Here is a 21,691-nt window from a genome sequence, read left to right as displayed (position 1 = left end):
GATCGCGGCGGCGATCTCGTGGATGAGGAGTACGGATGATCCTGGTGGGCGGCGAAGCGCTGGTCGACCTCGTTCCGGAGCGGTCGACCCGACGGCGATCCGGCGCCGACGACCTCGCTTCGCTGTCCCCCCGGCTCGGGGGCGGCCCGTTCAACGTGGCGATGGCGGCGGGCAGGCTGGGCGTTCCGACGGGCTTCCTCTCCCGGGTCTCCACCGACGCCTTCGGGCACGCCCTGCTTGCCCGGCTCGCGGCGTCCGAGGTGGACGTGTCGTTGGTGCAGCGAGGGCCGGAGCCCACCAGCCTCGCCGTCGTCGACCTCGATGACGGCGGCTCCGCCCGGTACACCTTTCACGTCGCCGCGACCGCCGATCGGCTGGTCGAGGAGCCCGACGCCCTGCCCGCCGAGGTGAGCGCGGTCTGCCTCGGGACGCTGGGCATGGTCTTGGAGCCGGGGGCGAGCCGATACGAGTCGCTGCTGCGCCGTGCGGCGCGCCGCGGAACCCTGACGCTGCTCGACCCGAACATCCGGGCGGCGCTCATCCCGGACGCCGAGGCGTATCGCAGCCGATTCCTGTCCTGGCTTCCCGACGTCGGCGTGCTCAAGCTCTCCGACGACGACGCCGCCTGGCTGGCCGCCCTCGAGACCGCCGCACCCGGCGACCCCGCTGAGCGGCGCGGACAGGCCGCGGGAGCCGCGGCGGCCGAGGAGGAGCCTGCAGGCCTGGACCCTCGGGTGCTCGCGGCGGCGCGCCGCTGGCAGGAGGCCGGGCCCTCGGCGGTGATCCTCACCAGGGGCGCCGACGGCCTGGTGGTCCTGCTCGCCGGCGGACGCCTCGTCGAGGTGCCCGGTGTCCCGGTCGTGGTCGCGGACACCATCGGTGCGGGGGACACCGTCTCCGGCGCGGTGCTGGCGTGGCTGCATCGGCGTGGCGTCGTGACGCCGACCGCCCTCGCGGATCTGGGCGAGGGGGACTGGGCCGATTGTCTGTCGTTCGCCGCGGCCGCCTCGGCACTGACCTGTTCCCGGCCGGGCGCCGAGCCGCCGTGGGCCGCCGAGCTGCCGGGGTGGTCCACGGCCGGGAGTCCCCCGACCACTCCGGGCTGAATCGGAATGCCCCTCGTCGCCGTCGGATATTCGCCCGCAGGCGACCGGACGGCTCGGACGGGCGTTTTCGGGGCCCTCGGTGACTGATGATGTCGACTATTCGCCCCGCCGCCGACATCTTCTGATCGAGGACATCGAGAATTGTCACTTTCCGTGTCCTCGATCAGTGCCGACGTTCGGCGGTTTCTTTATCGTCTCCAGGCGTCGAATGCGAAGAGATCGTCATGGCGAGGTGGCCGAGACCGGTCGAAACATGAAGAATTTATACTTTCGATCGCCGTGCGGTGGTGCTACCCCGGACGGCCCAGCGGCCAAGACTGATCACTGTGTGTGATGTCCGTCTCATTGCGCTCCGATGTGCCTCTCATGGGCGCCGTCGACACCGCGCGCCGTTCCCGGGTCGAGGTCGGCCGTTCGACCGCCCCCGCCGTCCTTCGGATGGAGTAGTCGACGACTCCGTAGCGCAACCATCCGTCGCATCCGAGCCCGCTCGCCCAAGCCCGCGCGGACGGCCGAGGGTGCGCCTGCGGGCCGAATTGTGAGCTGAGCCTCCCCCGAATCTGTGATTGTGATCCCAACTGGGCCTGCCGGCTAACGCGATGGGTAGGCGAGGGCCATTCAGGGGACTAGCGTGGCGAGAGACAGGACCCCGACGAGGCGGTGCTGACGTTTCAGCTGTGGGCAGCCGATTCGGCTTGCGGTGGCGTAGTGCGACCAGCACGGTGAGCGTTGTCTCGTCCGAGTGTTGAGAGGGACCAGTATGCCCGACGACGCGAATTCTCACCGTTCCGTCGCGCTGCGCCACGAGGGCGGCGACCATGAGATGTCAGTCGTGCCCGCCACCGACGGGGCGTCTGGTATCGATCTCGGCAAGTTGCTCGCGAAGACGGGGTTGGTGACGCTCGACTCGGGCTTCGTCAACACCGCGGCCTGCTCCTCCTCCATCACCTACATCGATGGCGACGCAGGCATCCTCCGCTACCGCGGATATCCGATCGAGCAACTCGCGCAGCGGTCGAACTTCATCGAGGTCAGCTACCTGCTGATCTACGGTGAACTGCCCACCCAGGCCCAGCTCGACGAATTCTCCGACAAGATCCAGCGGCACACGCTGCTGCACGAGGACCTGAAACGGTTCTTCGACGGGTTCCCCCGGGATGCGCACCCCATGCCGGTGCTCTCCTCGGCGGTCTCGGCGCTGTCCACGTTCTACCAGGACAGTCTCAACCCGCTCGACCCTCATCAGGTCGAGATGTCGACCATCCGCCTGATGGCCAAGCTCCCCACCATCGCGGCCTACGCCTACAAGAAGTCCGTGGGCCAGCCGTTCCTGTACCCGGACAACTCACACGGGCTGGTGGAGAACTTCCTGCGGATGACCTTCGGGCTGCCCGCCGAGCCCTACGAGGTCGACCCGGCGCTCATCCGCGCCCTAGACCTGCTGTTCATCCTGCATGCCGACCACGAGCAGAACTGCTCGACGGCGACCGTGCGCATGGTCGGCTCCTCCGAGGCGAACCTGTTCGCCAGCGTCTCGGCGGGCATCAACGCCCTGTTCGGCCCGCTGCACGGCGGGGCCAACCAGGCCGTCCTGGAGATGCTCGACGGCATCCGGGCCGACGGCGGCAACGTCGAGAGCTTCGTGGACAAGGTCAAGAACAAGGCCGACGGCGTCAAGCTGATGGGCTTCGGCCACCGGGTCTACAAGAACTACGACCCGCGCGCCGCCATCGTCAAGAAGACGGCGGACGAGGTGCTCGGCAGGCTCGGCGTCGACGATCCACTGCTCGACATCGCGTTGAAGCTGGAGGAGCGGGCGCTGTCCGACGACTACTTCGTCGAGCGCAGGCTCTACCCGAACGTCGACTTCTACACCGGCCTCATCTACAAGGCGATGGGCTTCCCGACCCGGATGTTCACCGTCCTGTTCGCGCTGGGCAGGCTGCCCGGCTGGATCGCGCAGTGGCGCGAGATGATCGAGGACCCGACGCGCAAGATCGGCAGGCCTCGCCAGGTGTACACCGGCGCGACCAACCGGGACTTCATCCCGCTCGACGAGCGCTGATCCGCCGCACTGTCACGAGGGGCGCCCCGAACGGGGCGCCCCTCGCGCGTGTCCGGGTTCGCGCCGCACGCCGACCGACTACCCGGACGGTCGCGTCTCGTCCCGCCGGGCATGCGGCCCGCTGCGCACGGGCCTGCCTGCCGCTAGCGTCAGCGATCGTGGCCGGGAACGAGACGAGCGTGTTGTGGTTCCGGCGCGACCTGCGCTGCGGAGACCACCCCGCGATGGCGGCGGCGGGAGAGCGGGCGGACCGGGTCCTGGCCCTGTTCGTCCTCGACGACCGGCTGCTCGGCCCGGCGGGCGCCCCGCGACGCACCTTCCTCTTCCGCTGCCTGCGGGCGCTGTCCGAACAGCTCGACGGCCGCCTGTTGATCGTGCGCGGCGACCCCGTCGAGGCGGTTCCCTCGGTGGCGCGGGCGGTGTCGGCCTCCACCGTGCACGTCACCACCGACACCGGACCGTACGGACGGCGTCGGGACGATGCGGTGTGCCGACTACTCGCCGATCAGGGTGTGGAGCTGATCGGCACCGGAACCCCCTACGCCGTCTCGCCCGGCCGGGTGCGCAAGCCGGACGGCACTCCCTATCGGGTCTTCACCCCGTTCCGCCGCGTCTGGGGTGACCACGGATGGCGCCAGCCGTCGGCGAGCGATCCCGCCGAGATCGCCTGGGTCGACCCCGACGCGGTGCGCGGCGGACCCGCCTCGGTGCCCGTTCCCGCCGACGACGATCTCGGTGAGACCCGGCTGCCCGCGGCCGGGGAGCGGGCCGGGCTGGACCGCTGGGCGGACTTCCGCACCGACGGACTGGCCGAGTACGACCGGAAGCGGGATCGGCCCGCGCTGGACGGCACCAGCAGGCTGTCGGTCTACCTGCACTGGGGCTGCCTGCATCCCCGCACGCTGCTGGCCGATCTGGCGGGTGATCAGGGCGAGGGCGCGAATGCCTTCCGGCGGGAGCTGGCGTGGCGGGACTTCCTCGCCGACGTGCTGTGGCATCGGCCGGAGTCGGCGCGGCGCAACCTCGATCGGCGCTTCGACGGGATGACCCACGACACGGGAGCGGGCGCGTACGAGCGCTTGGCGCGATGGCAGGCCGGGCAGACCGGCTTCCCCTTCGTCGACGCCGGGATGCGGCAGCTGGCGCGCGAGGGCTGGATGCACAACCGCGTGCGGATGATCGTGGCCAGCTTCCTCGTCAAGGACCTGCACCTGCCCTGGTGGTGGGGTGCCCGGCATTTCATGTCGGCCCTGGTGGACGGTGATCTGGCGTCGAATCAGCACAACTGGCAGTGGGTCGCGGGCAGCGGCACCGACGCGGCGCCGTACTTCCGGGTGTTCAATCCCGTGACACAGGGCAGGCGCTTCGATCCGGACGGCGACTACGTGCGGCGGTACGTCCCCGAGTTGCGGACGATCGAGGGCAAGGCGGTGCACGAGCCCTGGAAGGCGAAGGACGGGGTGCCCGAGGACTATCCGGAGCCGATGGTCGACCATGCCGAGGAGCGGCAGGAGGCGCTACGGCGCTACGGCGAGATCAGCGGCCGCTGAGGACGCCGATTCGGGCGGCCGCGGTCGGGGTGTCGACGCGGTTCAGGCGACGATGCGGCTCGGGTGCCGACCTGGCCTCGGCGATGACCCGGTCTGGCGGACGACTCGGCCCGCCCCCGAGCGGGAGCGGGCCGAGCGTCCAGCGATCGGATCAGGCCTTGGTGAGCGCGTCCTTCAGCTTCACCCGGCTGCCGGTGCGCAGCACGGCGTTGGAGTAGACCCGCGAGGCCAGCGCCAGCAGCGCCGCCGCCGCCGCGAGGCTGACGACGACGGCCACCCCGATCTGCCAGATCGGCACCACCGAGGTCGCGATCCGCACCGGCATCATGAACGGCGAGAAGAACGGGAGCATCGACAGCAACTCGCCCGTCTCGTTCTCCGGGTCCCCGACCAGCAGGGTGAAGGTCAGGATGAACGGGATGAGGACGAGCATCATCATCGGCGTCATCACCGACTGCACATCCTCCTGCCGGGAGACCAGCGACCCGGAGGCCGCGGCGAGCGTGGCCAGCAGGAAGAAGCCGAGCAGATACCACAGCAGGCCGGAGAGCGTGGCGCTCAGCGCGGCTGTCGGCACCGTCAGCAGTCCGGCCGCCACGGCGCCGCCGACGCCGATCACCGCGATGGACAACAGCTGGACGAGTCCGACCGCCCCGATGCCGATGACCTTGCCGAGCATCAGCTGGTAGGGCCGGATCGTGGCGAGCAGCAGTTCGACCACCCGGCTCGACTTCTCCTCCACGACGCCCTGCGCCACGTAGGAGCCGTACATCATCATCGACATGTAGAGCAGGAAGCAGGTGGCGATGCCGATGAAGAGCTGTTCGGCCTGCTGCGGGTTCGCCTCTTCGAGGTTCGTGATCTGAACCTGCGCCGCCGCCGCGACGTCCTGCTGGACCTGTGCGGGATCGAGACCGCCCGCGGTCAGCTGGGCATTCAGCGCCGCCTGCTGAGCGATGCCGGACAACAGGACCTCGACGGTGTCGGAGAGGTCGGTCTTGACCGTCACCTGCGGTGCGGCGGGCGTGCCGCCGACCAGGACGTCCAGCTCCTCGTCGCGGACCTGCCGCTCGCCGGCGGCGACGTCGGACACCTCGCTGACGACCAGCTCCTCGCCGAGCGCCTCGCCCGACGCGGACAGCTCCGCCGAGATGGAGGTCATCTCGCCGGTGAGCCCGATGGACGTCGAGCTGTCGCGGCCGCCGATGAAGGTCATCATGGCGATGTAGAGCGCGATGGCCGCGACGAGGCCGAGCGTGCCGAAGACGAAGCTCTTCGACTTGAGCCGGGTGTCGATCTCCCGCTTGGCGACCAGCATGATCGCCTTGATGGGGCTGACCGCCCGGCTGCGGGAGGAAGTCGGGGCGCTCACTGCGCCACCTCCTGACTGACGACGTTGCGGAACAGTTCGGTGAGCGCGGGGCGGTGGGGGGAGAACTCCCGGACCGGGCCGGTCGCCAACGCCGCGGCGAGCAGCCGCTGGTCGTCGACGCCGGGCGACAGCTCTACCACGTGAACGGAACCGGTCTGCTCGATGAGACGCACGCCCGCGATCGCGTCGTTCCATCCCGGCTGGGCGGAGGGAACGTCGATCCGAATGCGCAGGGCCGCGTCACCGCGCAGCTCGTCGACCGTGCCGCAGGCCACCATCTCGCCCGATCGGATGATTCCGACGCGGTCGCAGAACCGTTCGACGAGTTCGAGCTGATGACTCGAGAAGATCACCGGCGCTCCTGCCGAGGCCTTCTCCCGCAGCACGCTGCTCATCACGTCGACGGCCATCGGGTCCAGCCCCGAGAACGGCTCGTCCAGGATGAGCACCTCGGGATCGTGGATCAGCGCGGCGGCGAGCTGCACGCGCTGCTGGTTGCCGAGGCTGAGCTTCTGCACCTCGTCCTTACGGCGCTCGGCCAGGCCGAGTCGTTCGGTCCACTCGTCGGCGGCCCGGCGGGCGTCGGCGGCGACCATGCCGTGCAGCTCACCCAGGTACACGAGCTGGTCGTGCACCTTCATCTTCGGGTAGAGCCCGCGCTCGGACGGCATGTAGCCGATCTTGCGTCGGGTGTCGAAGTCGACCGGGCGGCCCTGCCAGCGGACCTCGCCGGAGTCGGTGGCCAGCACGCCCATCGCGATGCGCATGGTGGTCGTCTTGCCCGCGCCGTTGCTGCCGACGAACCCGAAGAGCTCGCCGGAGCGGACGTCGAAGGTCATCTCGTTCAGCGCGACGAGTTCGCCATAGCGCTTGCTGAGCCGGTCGATCTCTAAGGTGGCTTCAGTCACCGTCGTCCTCCCCCATCTGGCGTCGTGCGGTTGTCTCTCTCAGGCGTCGCCGCAGGGGGCGACGCGGTGTTCCCGATGCGAGCGGCCCCGTCGTCGGCTCTCGGGGGATTCTCGCTGGTGGGGACAGTCTGTGTGGTCGGTGTGTCCCTCGAAGGGAGTATTGACGACGTGGTCGTCGGCTCAGGCGTGACATCCCTCGCAGTCGCCGCGACTCCGGGGGCCGTGTCGACCTCGTCGAGCAGGTCGGCCGGGTCGTCGTCGGGCAGGGTCCAGGCCAGCACGCCGACGGGGACGGTACTGCTGAGCAGGGTCACCGAGGCGATCACCGCTGCCAGGTGTGCCGCGGTGACCTCTCTGCCGTCCAGCGAGCCCAGCGCCCCGCAGATCGCCCCGTTGAGCGTCATCGCCGTGATGAAGCCGTACCGGGTGGTCCTGTCCCGCAGGGCCTTCTCCCGTTCGTCGAGCACCAGGCTGCTGGATTCCGAGATGCCGCTGGTGACGACGCGGAGCACGATCCACTGAACGACCCAGAGCAGGACGAGGGCAAGCCACAGCAGCTGATGCGAGCCGGGCTCGCCGCCCGAGGCCACGGCGACGACGGCACCTGCGAGCGCGGTCGCTCCGCAGGCGACCGCCAGCGGCCTGCGGTGAGCCCGGTCGCGCCAGCCTGGCAGGGTGCGGCCCAGCCGCTCCAGGCGGCGTCGATGCGCGGCGACACGGATCTCGTGGTAGCGCCGTCGCAGTTCCGCGGGTCTTCTCACGATCCGCCCCGTCTGCCGTAGAGCTCCTCGGACAACGGTGTGAACGGCGTCCGGCTGAAGACCGCCTCGACGGGCAGTCCGAAGACCTCGCAGATCCGCAGGGCGAGGTCGAGGCTCGGATAGTGATCGCCGCGCTCTAGCGCGCCGATCGTCTGGGGATTCACCTCGACCTCCTTCGCCAATGCCACTCTCGACAGCCCGCGTTCCGTCCGCAGCACCTGTATCCGATTGAAGATCGGCAGGTCTTTCCCCCGACGGACTGGGCTCACGCAACGTAATGTTGCAAAAACCCAACGAGAAGTCAAAAAGGCTTCATATTTGACGGCCGAACGACCGTGGCGAGTCGCGAACTCGTCTCAACAGGTGATCGACTGGCTACGATCGGCGCCCGTGGCGGCCGATGGGCGGACATGCCCGGACGGCACGGCAGGGAGGAGAGCGGGATGGCGTTGTACAGCGAGGCGGCTCGGTGCGAACCCTGCTCGCATCAGGCCCTGCTCGATGAGGACATCGCCCGGCGACTGGTGCGGGCCGCGGCCGGCTGCCTGTCGGCCCGCCGCTGCCCGCACTACGACGACGGCTGGCACGTCCGGGCGCCCGAACCCGCGACTGACTCGGACGACGAGTGAGCCCGTCCCGCCTGGCGGGACCCCTCGATCGCCTCGCTCGGAGCCGGAGCCACCCGTGAGCATGCTCCGGGCCCGGCCGCGAGACCGCACGGGCGCTCCCGCACGCGGTGGAGACGGCCGCCCGGTGTGCGGCCTACCCGGTGCGCTGCCCCGGCCGGCGCGGACCGCACGGCAGGCCCATGCCGGACCACACAGGCGGGAGGGCGGACGAGCCTTGGAGACACGGTGGGGCCGCCGAGTCTCCGGACCCCCGCGGCAGGCTCGACTCGGTTCGCAGGCAGGCGCCGGACACGCCGTCCGGGCCCGGCATTCCTCCAGGGCCCGCGTCCCCGCCCCCGCGCCTGCGCCCGAGCGGGCCGTCAGAGGGTGACGACCATCTTGCCCACGTTCTCCCCGCGCATCATGCCGATGAGCGCGTCAGGGGCGTTCTCCAGGCCCTCGACGACCGTCTCCCGGTAACGCAGGCTGCCGTCGCGCACCCAGCCGCCCACCTCGCGCAGGAACTCGGATCGCAGCGCGGCATGATCGCTGACCAGGAAACCGCGCATGGTCAGTCGATGCGTGACGAAGCGCATCAGATTGCGCGGCCCCGGCGCGGGCTCGGTCGCGTTGTACCCGGAGATCCCGCCGCACATCGCGATGCGTCCGTGCAGCCGCAGCGCGCCGACGGCAGCTTCCAGGTGCTCCCCGCCCACGTTGTCGAAGTACACGTCGATGCCGTCGGGCGCGGCGGCACGCAACTGCTCGGCCACCGGCCCGTCCTTGTAGTCGAAGGCGGCGTCGAAGCCGAGTTCCTCGGTCAGATACCGGACCTTCGCCGGCGAGCCCGCGCTGCCGACGACCCTGGCCGCGCCCTTGAGTCGAGCCACCTGACCCGCCACGGAGCCGACGGCCCCCGCCGCGCCGGACACGAAGACGACGTCGCCCTCCGCCAGCGCCGCCACCTCCAGCAGCCCCGCGTAGGCGGTCAGACCCGGCATGCCCAGCACGCCGAGGTAGGCGGTCGGCGGCGCGAGATCGGGATCGATCCGCATCGTGTGCCGGGCGTCGACGGCCGCGTACTCCCGCCAGCCGAGGCCGTGCACCACGAGGTCGCCGGTCCGCACCGACTCGATGTCCGACATCACCACCTCGCCGACGGCCAGTCCCTGCATCGGCGCCCCGATCTCGAACGGCGGCGCGTAGGACTCGGCGTCGCTCATCCGGCCGCGCATGGCCGGGTCCACGCTCATCGCCAGGTTACGGATCAACACCTGCCCCGGTCCGGGGGCGGGCATCGGCACCTCGACGAGCTCGAAATCGGTCGCCACCGGCCAGCCGACGGGCCGCGCCGCCAACCTGATCTCCCTGGAGTTCGACGGTGTCACCATGACCAGCTCCTTCACGTTCGACGGAATCGATGTGACGGGAACGGCGCGACGCAGGACGGCGGGGCGCCGACGCCGACCGGGCCGGGACGGCCGGTCGGATCACCCCTGCCGGGCGTGGTCGGCCGTCTTCTCCGGCGAGGGCCGCGCCCGCGTCGCGACCGCCCATAAGGCGGTGACCCGGCGATAGTCGAAGCCGAGCCGTCGATAGACGCGGATGGCCGCCATGTTCTGCTGGTCGACCATCAGCGTGGCGTGGCCGTACTCACTGATCAGCGAGTCGCGGATGAACCCGCACACCGCCGTGGACGCGCCCCGGCCCCGATAATGCGGCGCGGTCGCGACGCCGCCGAGGAATCCGACCGCCGGACCGCTCCACGCCGTGCCGCCGACCGACACCAGCTGGCCCTTCGTGTTGTGCCAGCCCGCCCAGCGGCTCCGCTCCGGCCCCGAGGGCAGCACGAAGGCATCGGGATTGCTCAGTCGGATCAGCGCGTCCGCCTCATCGATCTCGTCGTCCCGCAGCCACCGCGCCCGATGCGTCTCCACCGGTGTCCCCGGCCTGCTCAGCTCCATCCAGCCGAAGTCGGCACGCCCGGCTCCCCGGAAGCCCGCGAGCAGCGGCGCGTCGGCGAGGTCGGTCCACAGCAGGGGCCGGTAGTCGGGTCCGTGCCGCTCCCAGGCGGCGATGAGCAGCTCCGCGACGTCGCGTTCCGGCCCGTCCACCACGATGCGGTCGTCCCGATTCAGCCGCGGCGCCACGACGGCCACCGCGTCGCCGAGTCGGTAGGCCCGGCCTCTGCCGTACGGATGGGTCGGCAGCAACACCTGCGAGGCCCACTGGACCAGCAGGCTGTCGATCGAGGCGGCCACCTCGTCGGGGCCGAACAGTTCGTGCACGCGCCGGATCATCCGCTGTGGGGGCTTTCCGCTCTAGAGGTTGGGTGCAAGGCCACACGCCCTGGAAGGTCAGGACCGACGACGGGACAGCATCGGCAGGTCGAGCAGACCTCTGCGGCGCAGCGCCTCGTCCAGTCGATCGAATGCGCGGTCGATGTCGAGTTCGCACTCGTCGAGGTCGTAGGCCAGCGCCACCGCCGCCGGCCTGGGCAGCGGCGTCATGGTCAGCCAGCGCTGATCCCACAGGGCCTCCACCGCCGCCTCCCACCGCAGCCGCACGACGAGCCGGGTGACCCTCTCACGTTCGGCGGCGCGAAGCACGTCGTCTCTGGCCTCGGCCACGGCCTCGTGAAGCTCCGCGGCGAGTCGCTGATCGTGGGCCCGCATCGCCGCGAGGGCCCCGGTGGCCGTGCCGCACAGCTCCTTGTACCGCTCGCCTGCCGAGCCGAACTCAGTCATCGTCACTCCGTGGGTCGCCGCGAGAAGTCCGCCTGTCCTGGGTCACCCGCGTCGCAGGGAATGACGACCTGCGGCCGGGCATGATGAAAGCGGTCGAAGAACAGTCCGCGTCGCGGGCGGGGCGACCAGGTGATGACCTGATTGGCGGCCAGACTGCCGAGCTCCTGCCCGTGCACGTCGAACGCCACCCACGCCCCGATGTCCTCCAGCCCGCCCATCGCCAGTGCGCTCTTGAGTCTGCCGGTACTGCGCCACCAGCCGATCACATGGGTCTGGAGTTCCGGCCCGTGCTTGAGCACCAGCCGGAGCGTGTCCAGGCCCGTGCGGGCGCCCACCCGCTCCTCCAGCCTCGGATGCGCCGAGTCGACGCCGAACAGCAGGAGATAGTGGGGCTCGGTCCGGGTCCCGTCGGGCGGGGCGTCGGACAGCCTGGCCTTCAGCTCGTCGGCGGTGGCGTCCACCAGTTCACGAATCCGCGACAGCTCCCTGATCTCGGCCTCGTGGTGCTGCCCGCGCAGCTCCGTGACCAAGCCTTGAGCCGCCTCCGCCGAGCCCTCCACCAGCGGCGCCACCGTGAATCGCACTGAGCCGGGGGTGTGCTGCCTGGCCAGGGACAACGCCGCCGAGACGAGCACCGCGCTCGCGTCGCGCCGCACGGAGCCCAGCACCGCGATGTTGCGGCCGGGACTGGCCGCCAGCGGGACCGTCGCGCCGCTGCCCGCCATGTCGATGATCTGGCCCAGCAGCGCCGCCGGATCCTGTCGCGCCCCCGTCGCGGACACCGTCAGACGGACGAAGTCGGGCAGGGTTCGCAACGACGGGGTGTTGCTGCCGTCGAAGAGCCGCGGCTCGGCCAGCTCGGGGGGCCTGCGCTGCCACAGGTCGGCCTGTAGGCGATCGGCGGTGCCGCGCGCCGTGGAGTCCGGGATGCGGGCCACCTCGTTGCCGTGCGGCACTCCCGAGTCGTGATTGATCACGGCGTGCCTGCGCGGGATCTCCATGGCGGCCTGGTTGACCTCGGTGAGCACCCGACGTGCCTTGGGCAGCGCGATGCGCACCGTGAACTGCTCGAAGATCGCGGGCTTGCCCCAGAACACCTCGATGCCGGAGACGTCCTGGCTCGACAGCACCAGGTGGATGCCCTGCGACCGGCCCCGCCGGGCGACGTCCTCCAGCAGGGCGGCGGCCATGCTGGTCACCTCGTCCCTGGCGGCGAACAGATACTGGAACTCGTCGATCACCGCGACGATCCGGGGCAGCCGGGCCGCGGGGTCCTCGGCGCGCAGCTCCTCCAGCTTGGTCACCTCGTGTTGCTTGGCCCGCTCGGCTCTGCGCCGCATCTCCTCGGAGAGATAGCGCAGCAGCGCGACGCCGAACTCACGGTCCTCGTTGACGTTGACGCCCACCAGCCGGGCGTGCGGCAGCCAGCTCGGATCGCGGCGTCCCGGGGCGAACTGCGCGAAGGACACGCCCTCCTTGAAGTCCAGGAGGTAGAACTCCAGCTCATGGGGTGAGTAGCGCGCGGCGAAGCCGCCCAGCATCGCGTAGAGGAAGTTCGTCTTGCCGGAGCCGCTCGGCCCGCCGATGAGGGCGTGCGGGGAGGCGTCGCCGAGCGACACGTACACCGGGTCGCCGTCGGCGTAGCCGATCGGCGTCTGCAGTCCGGTGGCGGAGTGATACGTCCACGGCTCGTGGGGCAGCAGGTCGTCGAAGGTGCAGACCCGGCTCCGTCGCGTCAGCAGCTCGTCGGCGATCGCGTTGCACGCTCGAGGCACCAGCTCCCGGGGCAGGGGCGGGTCGAGATAGACCGTGGCGTGCGGCCCCGTCATGCTGCATCGTGCCGTCTGATCGTCGTGCAGTCGGAGCGTCTCCACGGCGCTGTTCACGGTGATCGGCAGGTCGACGATGATGAGCTGCACACCGCAGGACAGCCCGTTGCGGGCGATGCGCTGCAACTTCTGCTGGTGTTCCTCGCGCAGCGCGCTCCGATTGCCGAAGAGCACCGCCACCCGCCACGGCTCCGGACGTCTGCCGGTCTCCGAGTGCAGCGCCCCGATCGAGCGTCTGCCGTCGACGAGCACGCTGGTATGGATTCGGCGGATGTGCTCGGCGAACTCGTCGAGCAGATCGTGCAGCCGCGCCGGATCGTGCACGGTGAGCAGGCCGGCCCTGGTCAGGGGATACAGGCCCGGCAGCGAGCCGGTGAGCGCGCCGACGTCCCACACGTGCACCTGCACCAGGCCGGGCTGGAAGTGACTGAGTACCCGCAGCAGGAGCGTCTCGACGAGATTCTCGGCATCGGCTCGAGACGCGGGCGACGACGTGATGTGCAGGTGCGCCCCGTCCAGCAGCGGCACCGCCACCGGGAACGGCTCTGGAGACGGCGCACTGTCCATCACCGCCGTGCCGACCCGCCAGAGTTCGGGGACGCCGCCGTCGCCCGCGCTGCCGTCCCGCCTGCCGGGCGAGCCCAGCCACTCCGGATACGGCGCGGAGGCGGACCCCGGCGCGGAGGCGGCCACCAGGTCCGCCAGCTCGGCGGGCACGGTGCCGGTCCAGTCGGCGAAGTGCCGGTCTCGGTCCTCCGAGGCTCGGCGTACCACGTTCTGGAGGGCGGGGTTGCGCAGTCCGACGGCCAGCTCCGGGTCGACCAGCGCACGGTCGATCCCCGCGTCCCGCAGCCACAACTCGAAGACACGTTCGGCGTGGACCTGCTGGGCGGTGGTGTGCTGTCGGACCGCGACTCCCAGGGCGCGGGCCACGGCCAGCCGAAACTCCTCGAAGGACTCCGTGATGCGACGTCGTCGCTCGTCTCGCCTGTTCACCAGCACACCCCGTGACGCCTCTCCCTGATCGGCTCGGTGACCACCGGCCTGTCGAGATCAACGTTACTTGCGATCATCACAGCCGGCTGAGCACCGCATCCACCGCCTGCTCCGAACCCGTCAGCGACTCCAGGGTCCGGTCGAGATCTCCCCTGGCGCGGCCCGCCTCCGGCGGGGTGATGGTCTCGTGGTGGTCCGACTCCACCTCGGCCACGATGGCCAGGGCCTCCTCGACCAGGCGGAGGGCCGTGGCCGTGCTGGTGCGTGCCAGGTTGATCTGCTCTCTGACCTGTTCCAGCGCGGCACGCACGTCTTCGACACCCGACATCTCCGCGTCACCTTTCGACCACTGCTCGATCACTGCCGTGTCCGCCGTGTCTGTCCCGACGGCGTCGCGTCGCCGATGCGTCGCCGCGGTCCGTTCGGAGGAACCTGATGGAATGAGTCCGAGCGAGATCGGCCTGAACCGATCAGTCTCCGCCGACGGGTTCGCGCCGTGCCGCCGTGTCGAGGCCGGTGGACGCCGCGCGTCGGGTGTCGTCGCCCGGACGGGTGCTCACAGTCGCGAGACGTACTCGTCGGCGAACCCCACCCAACCGTTGAGATTCCCGTTGGCGGCGGTGAGGTTCTCGCCTGCCTGCGTCAACATCCCGAGGCCCTGTGGCACCGCGACCTGGGCGCTGCCCTGGGTCGCCGAGGAGAAGATGGAGTGCGCGTCCTGCGTCGCCTCGACGGCCGACGCCACTGCGGCGAGCGCCTGACTGACCCTCTCGTTGGCCAGCGCGACGCTTGCCCGAACCTCTTCGATGCCTGCCATGCCCCCTGCCTCCACATCCTGCCGAAGTCGCGCCCGACGATCGTCGCCGCGTGTGTGTGTTCGAGGTTAGTGGGTGATCAGCTCGGCCATGCAAGGAACATCGTCGTCCTCCGACACGCTCGGCGGTCGTGCCTCACCCGCCTGGCCCGGACGTCCCTAGTCAGGTGCGGCGGAACGGCGTCTTGCCGGTGTCGGAGAACCGTGCGGAGAATTCGAGGTCCGTCTCCTTCGTACTCGTCTCAGGCGGTGTCGATGCTCACGGCCAGACAGCGACAACGGATCGGGCCGCTGCTCCTCGCGGCGGCCGTCGCACTCACCAGCACTCCCGCGGCCGTCGCCGCGGCGGACCTCGCCGTCCCGGCGGGGGTCGAGGACCAGATGCTGCTCCACCGGATTCCGGTCGGCGACCAGCCGCACGCCGTGCTCGCCGAGCGGCTCACGCGCGAGGGCTTCGAGGTGGTCGGTCGGGAGGGTGACCACCTCGTCGTCCTCGGCGACGCGGACACTCGGGACGAACTGGCCGAGGCGGGCGAGGAACCCGTCCGGTCCGACCCCGCCGCGCCGACCGTGCTGCCCGCGGAAGCAGGAGGCCACCCGCTGCCCGACCGGCTCGCGGGCCGGGAGTACCCGACCTTCTACGGCGGCTACCGCACCGTGGCGGGCCATCAGCGGTTCGCGGCCGACGTCGCCGCCGCCTACCCCGATCTGGTGCGCAAGGTCGAGTACGGCGACTCGTGGCGGCGACAGCAGGACTGGCGGACGGGTCACCGACTCACCGCGCTGTGCATCACCGCCGACGCGGGCGAGAACTGCGCCCTGAACCCCGACACCCCGAGGCCGAGACTCCTGCTGCTGGCCCAGGTCCACGCCCGCGAGCTCACCACCAGCGAACTGGCCTGGCGGTTCGTCACCGAACTCCTCGACGGCCACACCCGAGACGCCGAGATCACCACGCTGCTCGCCGACACCGAGATCTGGGTGGTCCCACAGGTCAACCCCGACGGCGTCACCGTCGTGGAGGAGGGCATCGCGGAGGTCGGCCTCGGCGCGAGCAGTCCGGCCTGGCAGCGCAAGAACGTCGACGACGCGAACAACGTCGTCGAATGCGGGACCGGCGGCTCCTGGTCGTCCGATCACGACGGCATCGACCTGAACCGCAACTGGGACACCCGCTGGGGCGGCGTCGGCACCAACCCGAACCCGTGCGCGCAGACCTACCCGGGGCCGAGAGGGAACTCCGAACCGGAGACGGCACGGCTCGCCACGTTGATCGAGGCGCTCTTCCACGATCAGCGGGGACCCGGCGAGGACGACGCCGCGCCGCCGACCACCACCGGCACCATGATCACCCTGCACTCCACCGGCGACCTCGTGCTGTTCCCGTGGGGTCACGACGCGACACAGCAGGCGCCCAACGACGCGGGACTGCGCTCGCTGGGCTTCCGGCTCAGCCACTTCAACGGTTACACCACCGGTCAGCCGCCGGAGGTGCTCTACGGGGTCACCGGGGCCACCGACGACTGGACCTACGACACGCTCGGCATCGCCTCCTACACCTTCGAGATCGGCTCCTCGGCGTCGGGCTGTCCGGGATTCCACGCGGCCTACTCATGTCAGGACATGTTCTGGGAGCTCAATCGCGACGCACTGCTGTACGCGGCCAAGACGGCACGACAGCCCTACGCGCTCTCGCTCGGGCCGACGGTCTCGGAGGTGACCAGCATCCGTGCCCTGGGCCGATGGGCGTCGGTCCACGCCACCGCCGCCGACGACGCCTACGGGGAGGCGGGCGTCGGCAGACCCGCCGCGCAGGACGTGGTGGCCGCCGAGGTCTACCTGGGCGCACCGCCGTGGGCGGGCGGCACCCCGCAGCCCATCAGAGTGCAGGGCGCCGGTACCGAGGTGAGCGTGGGCGGAGTGATCAGCACCGCCGGGCTGCCCGCGGGCAGGCATCCCGTCCATGTGCGAGCCCAGGACGCGGACGGCGACTGGGGGCCGATCACCTCGGCGTGGCTGGCAGGCCCGTGACCGAGCGCCGCGGGGTGGCCCGGTTCGATCAGAGCCGGACCACCCGGTCGAGCCGATCGGCGCGCAGCGCCGTGACCAGGGCGTCGAAGGCGCGCCGGCCCACGAGCAGCGTCGCGCCCGCCCGATCCTTGGTGTCGCGGATGCGCACGCATCCCGGTGTCCGACGAATCTCGACGCACTGGCCCTGGCCGTTGCTGCGGCTGCTCGTGCGCCAGTCGTTCACGTCGTCTTCTCCTGTTCACGCAGGGCGGTCGCGAGGAAGGTCCGAGTCTCGGCCGGAGCCAGTGCCATCGCCCGCAGGTGATCGAAGGCATCGCGGAACCGCCGCACCTCCGCGGCGTCCTCCACGGCGACGCTGCCCGCGACGTTGTCCAGCAGGACCACGCCGGGATCGGTCTCCGGCAGCCCCAGCCAGGCGAACGGGCTGCCGATCGCGGGATGCGGGCCCGCCGAGAACGGAAGCACCTGCAGAGTGATGTTCGGGTGATCGGCGAACTCCAGCAGGGCCGCCGTCTGCTCCCGCCAGGCCCGGCCCGTCACGATGCGCGGACGCAGCGCCGCCTCGTCCATGACGGCCCACAACGTCGACGGCCCGGTCAGCAGTCGTTGCCTGCGCGCCAGCCGCAGGGAGATCCGCGCGTGCGCCGTCGCCTCGGAGACCCGAGGAATCCACGACTCGACCAGCGCCCGGACGTAGCCTTCGGTCTGCAGCAGGCCGGGGACGACGTCGATCTCGAAGTTCCGGACCTCGTCGGCCTCCGACTCCAGTTCCAGGAAGTCACGGAAGGCGCCCGTGGCCCCCGCCGCATAGGGCTGCCACCAGCCGGGCTCTCGGAGCCGCGCGGCGATGTCCACCAGCGCGGCCTCCTGCTCCGCGGTGGCTCGGTAGAGCGCGCAGAGCGCACGGACCTCGGTGACGCTCAACGACGTCGTGGCGTTCTCCTTCCGTCGTGCGGTGCTGCGTGACCAGCCCATCTCGGCCATGACCTGCTCGATCTCGATGCCGGTGTCGTTCCGCATCCGGTGAAGCCGTGCACACAGTCGCCGGTGTCGGATCGTCGGTCGCCCTTTCATGGCGCGCACGATAGCCCGCTGTCGATCACGCCCGACGACCATGATCAATCAAGCGCGACGGGTAGTCCCCGGTCGAGTGGACCCGGACGCGCGTCGCTCACCGCGACCACCACGACCAGCGCTGTTCGTCATGAGGCAGCGAGCGCCGATGCTCGGCCGACAGCAGCTCCGCCCGAGACGGCGGTGCCGAGCCCGCACGGTCGGACCGCGTCGGGTCGCCCGCGTTCGTCCGAGGCGGTTCGCCGTCGTAGGCCGGGAAGTCGGCTGTCCGATCGTCGGCGTCGTCCGGTTCGGACGGATCGTGGGCGGGCCCGTCGGCCTCGGCGTCGATGCGGCCGCGGACGACGAGTCGCAGTCCGACCAGGCCGTTGCGCCCGGGTGAGCCGGCCGACCATTCGGTGACGGCCGAGTCGTCCGCCTCGTGGAGCGTGGACCAGCCTGCCTTGCCGAGCGCGGCGGCGGCCTGACGCGCGACGTCCGCAGGCGTGCCGAGTCTGCTGCCGACGTCCATCGTCACCGCGAACGTCCGGCCGTCGGTCGACTCGGTGCGGAGGATCGTCGCTCTGCTCCCCAGCCTGCCCGCCACCGCACGGGCCTGCCAGTGCGCGCCCGCCTGCCGGTCCGCCTGGACCGACACACGCAGCCGGATGGTCGACTCGACGGCCGGCTCGGCGTCCTGGTCGCCGCCGAAGAAGCTGAAACCGCCGGTCGCGTCGCCGGCGGGATCGGCCCCTGCGGGTTCGACGTCGGGCAGCGCGCTGTCGTCGGACCAGGCCTCGATCAGCAGTCGTTCACCCGACGGCACGACGGCGCCGAGCAGCTCGGGGTCGTCGAGCACGGCCCAGGCCGTCGGCGGCTCGCACGAGACCCGATGGGTGGTGTACTCGGAGCCCAGCCGCCGCAGGAACCGGCGGACCGCCCGGCTCAGGGTGCCGGATTCGTCTTCGCCCGTCGTGACCTCGGCCGGTCCGCGGATCGTGACCGACCAGCAGCCCGGCTCCTCGGCGGAGCAGTCGACCGACTCGACGATCCGGCCGCCCGCCAGGGACAGCAGACTCTGGCAGGCCGCCCGAGCCCGCCGATCGTCCTCGACGCCGACCACCACGGTGATCAGCAGTTCGACTCGGTCCTCGCCCATTGGACCAGGATTCTCCCTCACCACTACCGGCCACCGGAACCGCACCTGCTCGGGGTCGCCCGCCGCGTCACCACACTCGTTCGGGCGTAGGAAGATCATGGACAGTAGTCGTTCGGCGGATGATCGCCCGTGGCTTTAGGCTGTTCGGGCGAGCCTTTCGATGGCCTGCGGAGTTCTCGTCGGCGGGCCGCCTCAGCCGCGAAGCACGCTCACCGAGAGTCCGTCACCCAGCGGCAGCACCGTGGACTGGAGCCGGGGATCGCTCGCGATCCGATCGGCGAAGACCCGCACGGCCGCCGACCGTTCGTCGACGGCCGAGTCGGGCGCCTCCGGCTCACCGGCGACGGCGCCCCGACGGAACAGGTTGTCGGCGATGAGCAGCCCGCCGGGCCGCAGCAGCGGAAGACACCGGTCGAGGTAGTCCGGGTACTCGGTCTTGTCCGCGTCGAGGAAGACGGCGTCGTACGGACCGGTGAGGGTCCGCAGCGTGTCGAGGGCCGCGCCGACGTGCACGGTGACCTTCGCGCCGAGCCCCGCCCGGTCGAACCATTCGCGCGCCGCCTCGGCATGCGTCGGCGAGAGCTCCAGGGTGTCCAGGGTGCCGTCCTCGGGCAGCGCCCGGCCGATCCACACGCCGCTGTAGCCGAACAGCGTGCCGATCTCCAGCACTCGACGGGCTCCGGCGGCCATCAGCAACGTGGTCAGCGCGGCGCCCGCCTCCGCCTGGATCTGAATTCGCGGGGCGCGAGCGGCGATGTCGGCTCGCAGCGCGGCCAGCAGATCGTCCTCGGCCCAGAATCGGTCCGCCCAGAAATCGGTGCCGTCGTGGGACTGTGTCATCAGCGCGTCCTCGCCTCCTGCCGTGGTGTCCGGCCGTCGGGGCTGCGGCGGCCGGATCACGCCGTGTCGACGATACGGCCGACGGCGGGCACGGCGCCCGCATCGGCCCGCGGTGTGACGGTGCGCTCGAGCCCCCGCCCGCTACCGGCGTGGGCCGGGCGACCAGGTCGGCGCGGCCGACGGCGCCGAGTCATCCCGGACCGCCGAGCCGCACCGCGCCGCCGAGTGAGCGTCCCGTCTCATGACCGCCGGTCCGCCCGCGTCGTCGATCACGCCGCGCCCGCACCCGGCGGCGGCCGCGCGCCTCAGCCCGCCACGTAGGCGCTGCCGTCGACCTTGCCCTGCTGACACACGGGGCCGAGATCCCAGTCGACGTTCAGCGAATCCGTCTCGTCCGGCGGGATCACTCTGATCCGCGTCGGGTCGGGTCCGCAGTCGCCCTCCGGATCGTCGCCCTCGCCGGGGACCACGCCCCAGTGCAGCAGCTTCGTCGCGCTCTCGCCCGGGGCCAGCTCGACGAGTGTCGGCGCCGGGTCGGCGACGCGCTCCAGCCGGGTCGGCAGCGCCGTCCCGTCCTCGTCGACCAGTTCGAGCCCGCCGTACCCGTAGATGCCGCAGGCCTCGTCACCGTCGTTGGTGAGCACCAGGTCCGCGTAACGATTGCCCGCCGCCGAGTCCAGCGGTTCCAAGGATCCGGTGAGGTCGTCCGCGTGACAGCGATCCGGCTCGTCGGCGCCGCGGGAGGACTCCGGCCTCTCGACGTCGCCGCCGGTCCCCGGGGCGGACTCCGAAGGAGAGCTCGGCTGCGTCGTGCTCGTCTCGGACGGCGTTTCGGTGGTCGTCGGCGCGGTCTCCTCGGTCTCCGTCACGGCCGTCGAGTCGTCATCGCCCATGTTCCGCGTCGACTCCTGGCCGCAGCCCGCGACGCCGAGCAACGCCGCACACGCCAGCGCGGGCAGCCACAGGATTCTGCTGGTGAAAGCCATCGGGATCACCTCCTGGCCGCCGCGTCACCGCGGCGGCGAATCGTCGGAGTGCATTGATCGGCGCCTGTCGTGGAGACGGGACAGGCCCGGCCGAGGTTGTCTCGGCCGTCGACCGATCATCCGGAACGGGGAGGGATCGCGCAGCGCGAGCGAGGTGCGGGAACGGCACCGGCGGGGGCTCACCGCGACGGTCGTCGCAGTTCGCGACGGTGGGAAGGCGTGGACACCGGGTCGCCCTGCCGGGTGCACGACGGGCGACAGGAGTGCCGCGCGGCATGTCCGGACGCGATGCCCGGCGACGAGCCGCGGCGCGATGCCCGCGCCGCCGCTTCGTGATCTCGGTCAGTCCGCCAGCTCCGGCGGGAACCCGCCGGTGGCGATCGGGCCCCAGCGTCGCGGCGTGAGGCGTACCAGGGACTTGTTCTGCTCGACCATGGCCTGTCGGTACTCCGCCCAGTCCGGGTGCTCGCCCGCCACGGCGCGGAAGTAGTCGACGAGCGGCTCCACCGAGTCCGGGACGTCGATCACCTCGGCCGTGCCGTCCACCTGAACCCACGGCCCGTCGAAGTCCGAGGACAGTGCCACCAGGCTCGCATCGTTCGCCCGACGGAGATTACGGACCTTGGCCCGCTGCGGGTAGGTGGAGACGACGATCCGGCCTGCCTCGTCGACGCCGTAGGTCACCGGCGACGCCTGCGGACGACCGTCCGCCCGGCTGGTGATCAGCAGGCCCTGACTGCGGGCACGCAGGAACTCCAGCAGCCGCGGCAGCTCGACGACGTCAGCGGTGGCGATCTTGCGAGGCATGCGGCGAGTCTAGTGGCCGCCAGGCCGATCCGTGCCGAACGGCGTCGCGCCGACCGGCC

The 21,691-nt window shown here is 71.0% G+C and carries 21 protein-coding genes; 5 read left to right on the top strand and 16 right to left on the bottom strand.

All coding sequences use genetic code 11. The annotated features are described in order from the left end of the window. Positions 1–35 precede the first annotated feature (35 nt). The 3 genes from AHOG_RS26175 (at position 36) to AHOG_RS26165 (ending at position 4,721) form a co-directional block, all read left to right on the top strand. Complete coding sequence (locus AHOG_RS26175; RefSeq protein ID WP_093943693.1) at positions 36–1,106, top strand: carbohydrate kinase family protein; 1,071 nt, start codon at positions 36–38, stop codon at positions 1,104–1,106. Between the two features lie 760 nt (positions 1,107–1,866). After that, positions 1,867–3,171 (top strand): citrate synthase, encoded by a 1,305-nt coding sequence (locus tag AHOG_RS26170; protein ID WP_093943692.1) that lies wholly within the window; start codon positions 1,867–1,869, stop codon positions 3,169–3,171. Positions 3,172–3,395: 224 nt separating this feature from the next. Next, complete coding sequence (locus tag AHOG_RS26165) at positions 3,396–4,721, top strand: cryptochrome/photolyase family protein (RefSeq protein WP_245857089.1); 1,326 nt, start codon at positions 3,396–3,398, stop codon at positions 4,719–4,721. Positions 4,722–4,872: 151 nt separating this feature from the next. On the opposite strand, the gene AHOG_RS26160 is transcribed toward AHOG_RS26165, so the two are convergent. Genes AHOG_RS26160 through AHOG_RS26145 form a run of 4 tightly spaced genes read right to left on the bottom strand, consistent with a single transcriptional unit; the run spans position 4,873 to position 8,031 of the window. After that, positions 4,873–6,093 (bottom strand): ABC transporter permease, encoded by a 1,221-nt coding sequence (locus tag AHOG_RS26160; RefSeq protein WP_093943690.1) that lies wholly within the window; start codon positions 6,091–6,093, stop codon positions 4,873–4,875. Further along, complete coding sequence (locus AHOG_RS26155) at positions 6,090–7,001, bottom strand: ABC transporter ATP-binding protein (protein ID WP_211290497.1); 912 nt, start codon at positions 6,999–7,001, stop codon at positions 6,090–6,092. Before AHOG_RS26155 ends, AHOG_RS26160 begins: the two co-directional genes overlap by 4 nt. After that, complete coding sequence (locus tag AHOG_RS26150) at positions 6,998–7,762, bottom strand: hypothetical protein (RefSeq protein ID WP_093943689.1); 765 nt, start codon at positions 7,760–7,762, stop codon at positions 6,998–7,000. Before AHOG_RS26150 ends, AHOG_RS26155 begins: the two co-directional genes overlap by 4 nt. After that, entirely contained in the window at positions 7,759–8,031 is a 273-nt protein-coding gene (locus AHOG_RS26145) for a helix-turn-helix transcriptional regulator (RefSeq protein ID WP_093943688.1), read from the bottom strand. Before AHOG_RS26145 ends, AHOG_RS26150 begins: the two co-directional genes overlap by 4 nt. A gap of 174 nt (positions 8,032–8,205) precedes the next feature. Here AHOG_RS26145 and AHOG_RS26140 point away from each other — a divergent pair, with 174 nt between their 5' ends. Continuing rightward, positions 8,206–8,391, top strand: coding sequence for a hypothetical protein (locus tag AHOG_RS26140; protein WP_157737052.1), 186 nt, complete (start codon positions 8,206–8,208; stop codon positions 8,389–8,391). Between the two features lie 359 nt (positions 8,392–8,750). On the opposite strand, the gene AHOG_RS26135 is transcribed toward AHOG_RS26140, so the two are convergent. The 6 genes from AHOG_RS26135 to AHOG_RS26110 all read right to left on the bottom strand — a co-directional run bounded on the left by AHOG_RS26135 (position 8,751) and on the right by AHOG_RS26110 (position 14,759). After that, a complete protein-coding gene (locus AHOG_RS26135) occupies positions 8,751–9,761 on the bottom strand; it encodes an NADP-dependent oxidoreductase (protein ID WP_093944826.1) in 1,011 nt (336 codons plus the stop codon). 99 nt (positions 9,762–9,860) lie between these two features. Continuing rightward, positions 9,861–10,658, bottom strand: a complete 798-nt coding sequence (locus AHOG_RS26130) for a GNAT family N-acetyltransferase (protein ID WP_157737051.1) — start codon at positions 10,656–10,658, stop codon at positions 9,861–9,863. A gap of 69 nt (positions 10,659–10,727) precedes the next feature. Next, positions 10,728–11,117, bottom strand: a complete 390-nt coding sequence (locus tag AHOG_RS26125) for a hypothetical protein (protein WP_093943685.1) — start codon at positions 11,115–11,117, stop codon at positions 10,728–10,730. A gap of 2 nt (positions 11,118–11,119) precedes the next feature. Beyond that, a complete protein-coding gene (locus AHOG_RS26120) occupies positions 11,120–13,942 on the bottom strand; it encodes an FtsK/SpoIIIE domain-containing protein (RefSeq protein ID WP_093944825.1) in 2,823 nt (940 codons plus the stop codon). Between the two features lie 76 nt (positions 13,943–14,018). Further along, positions 14,019–14,270 (bottom strand): hypothetical protein, encoded by a 252-nt coding sequence (locus AHOG_RS26115; RefSeq protein WP_157737050.1) that lies wholly within the window; start codon positions 14,268–14,270, stop codon positions 14,019–14,021. Between the two features lie 228 nt (positions 14,271–14,498). Further along, positions 14,499–14,759, bottom strand: a complete 261-nt coding sequence (locus AHOG_RS26110; protein ID WP_157737049.1) for a hypothetical protein — start codon at positions 14,757–14,759, stop codon at positions 14,499–14,501. Between the two features lie 252 nt (positions 14,760–15,011). Between AHOG_RS26110 and AHOG_RS26105 the strand changes: the two genes are divergently transcribed. Further along, entirely contained in the window at positions 15,012–16,787 is a 1,776-nt protein-coding gene (locus AHOG_RS26105) for a M14 family zinc carboxypeptidase (protein ID WP_169725908.1), read from the top strand. A gap of 28 nt (positions 16,788–16,815) precedes the next feature. Here the strand turns inward: AHOG_RS26105 and AHOG_RS26100 are convergent, their stop codons facing one another. From AHOG_RS26100 to AHOG_RS26075, 6 genes are all read right to left on the bottom strand, one after another. Then, on the bottom strand, positions 16,816–17,010 hold the full coding sequence (locus AHOG_RS26100; RefSeq protein WP_093943681.1) for a DUF397 domain-containing protein: 195 nt from the start codon (positions 17,008–17,010) through the stop codon (positions 16,816–16,818). Next, positions 17,007–17,861 carry a helix-turn-helix domain-containing protein gene (locus tag AHOG_RS26095; protein ID WP_260404580.1) on the bottom strand — a complete coding sequence of 285 codons (855 nt, stop codon included), beginning with the start codon at positions 17,859–17,861 and terminating at the stop codon, positions 17,007–17,009. The genes AHOG_RS26100 and AHOG_RS26095 overlap by 4 nt, the downstream gene beginning before the upstream one ends. A 97-nt stretch (positions 17,862–17,958) precedes the next feature. Then, positions 17,959–18,999: a hypothetical protein gene (locus tag AHOG_RS26090; RefSeq protein ID WP_093943679.1), complete on the bottom strand. Its 1,041-nt coding sequence runs from the start codon at positions 18,997–18,999 to the stop codon at positions 17,959–17,961. Positions 19,000–19,191: 192 nt separating this feature from the next. Continuing rightward, entirely contained in the window at positions 19,192–19,839 is a 648-nt protein-coding gene (locus AHOG_RS26085; protein WP_157737047.1) for an O-methyltransferase, read from the bottom strand. Between the two features lie 305 nt (positions 19,840–20,144). Beyond that, complete coding sequence (locus AHOG_RS26080; protein WP_157737046.1) at positions 20,145–20,825, bottom strand: DUF4232 domain-containing protein; 681 nt, start codon at positions 20,823–20,825, stop codon at positions 20,145–20,147. Positions 20,826–21,167: 342 nt separating this feature from the next. Further along, positions 21,168–21,632, bottom strand: coding sequence for a PPOX class F420-dependent oxidoreductase (locus AHOG_RS26075; protein WP_093943676.1), 465 nt, complete (start codon positions 21,630–21,632; stop codon positions 21,168–21,170). Positions 21,633–21,691: the final 59 nt, after the last annotated feature.

Origin of the sequence: Actinoalloteichus hoggarensis (genome assembly GCF_002234535.1) — a bacterium.
GTDB lineage: Bacteria > Actinomycetota > Actinomycetes > Mycobacteriales > Pseudonocardiaceae > Actinoalloteichus_A > Actinoalloteichus_A hoggarensis.
This window is presented reverse-complemented; position numbering and strand designations above follow the sequence as displayed.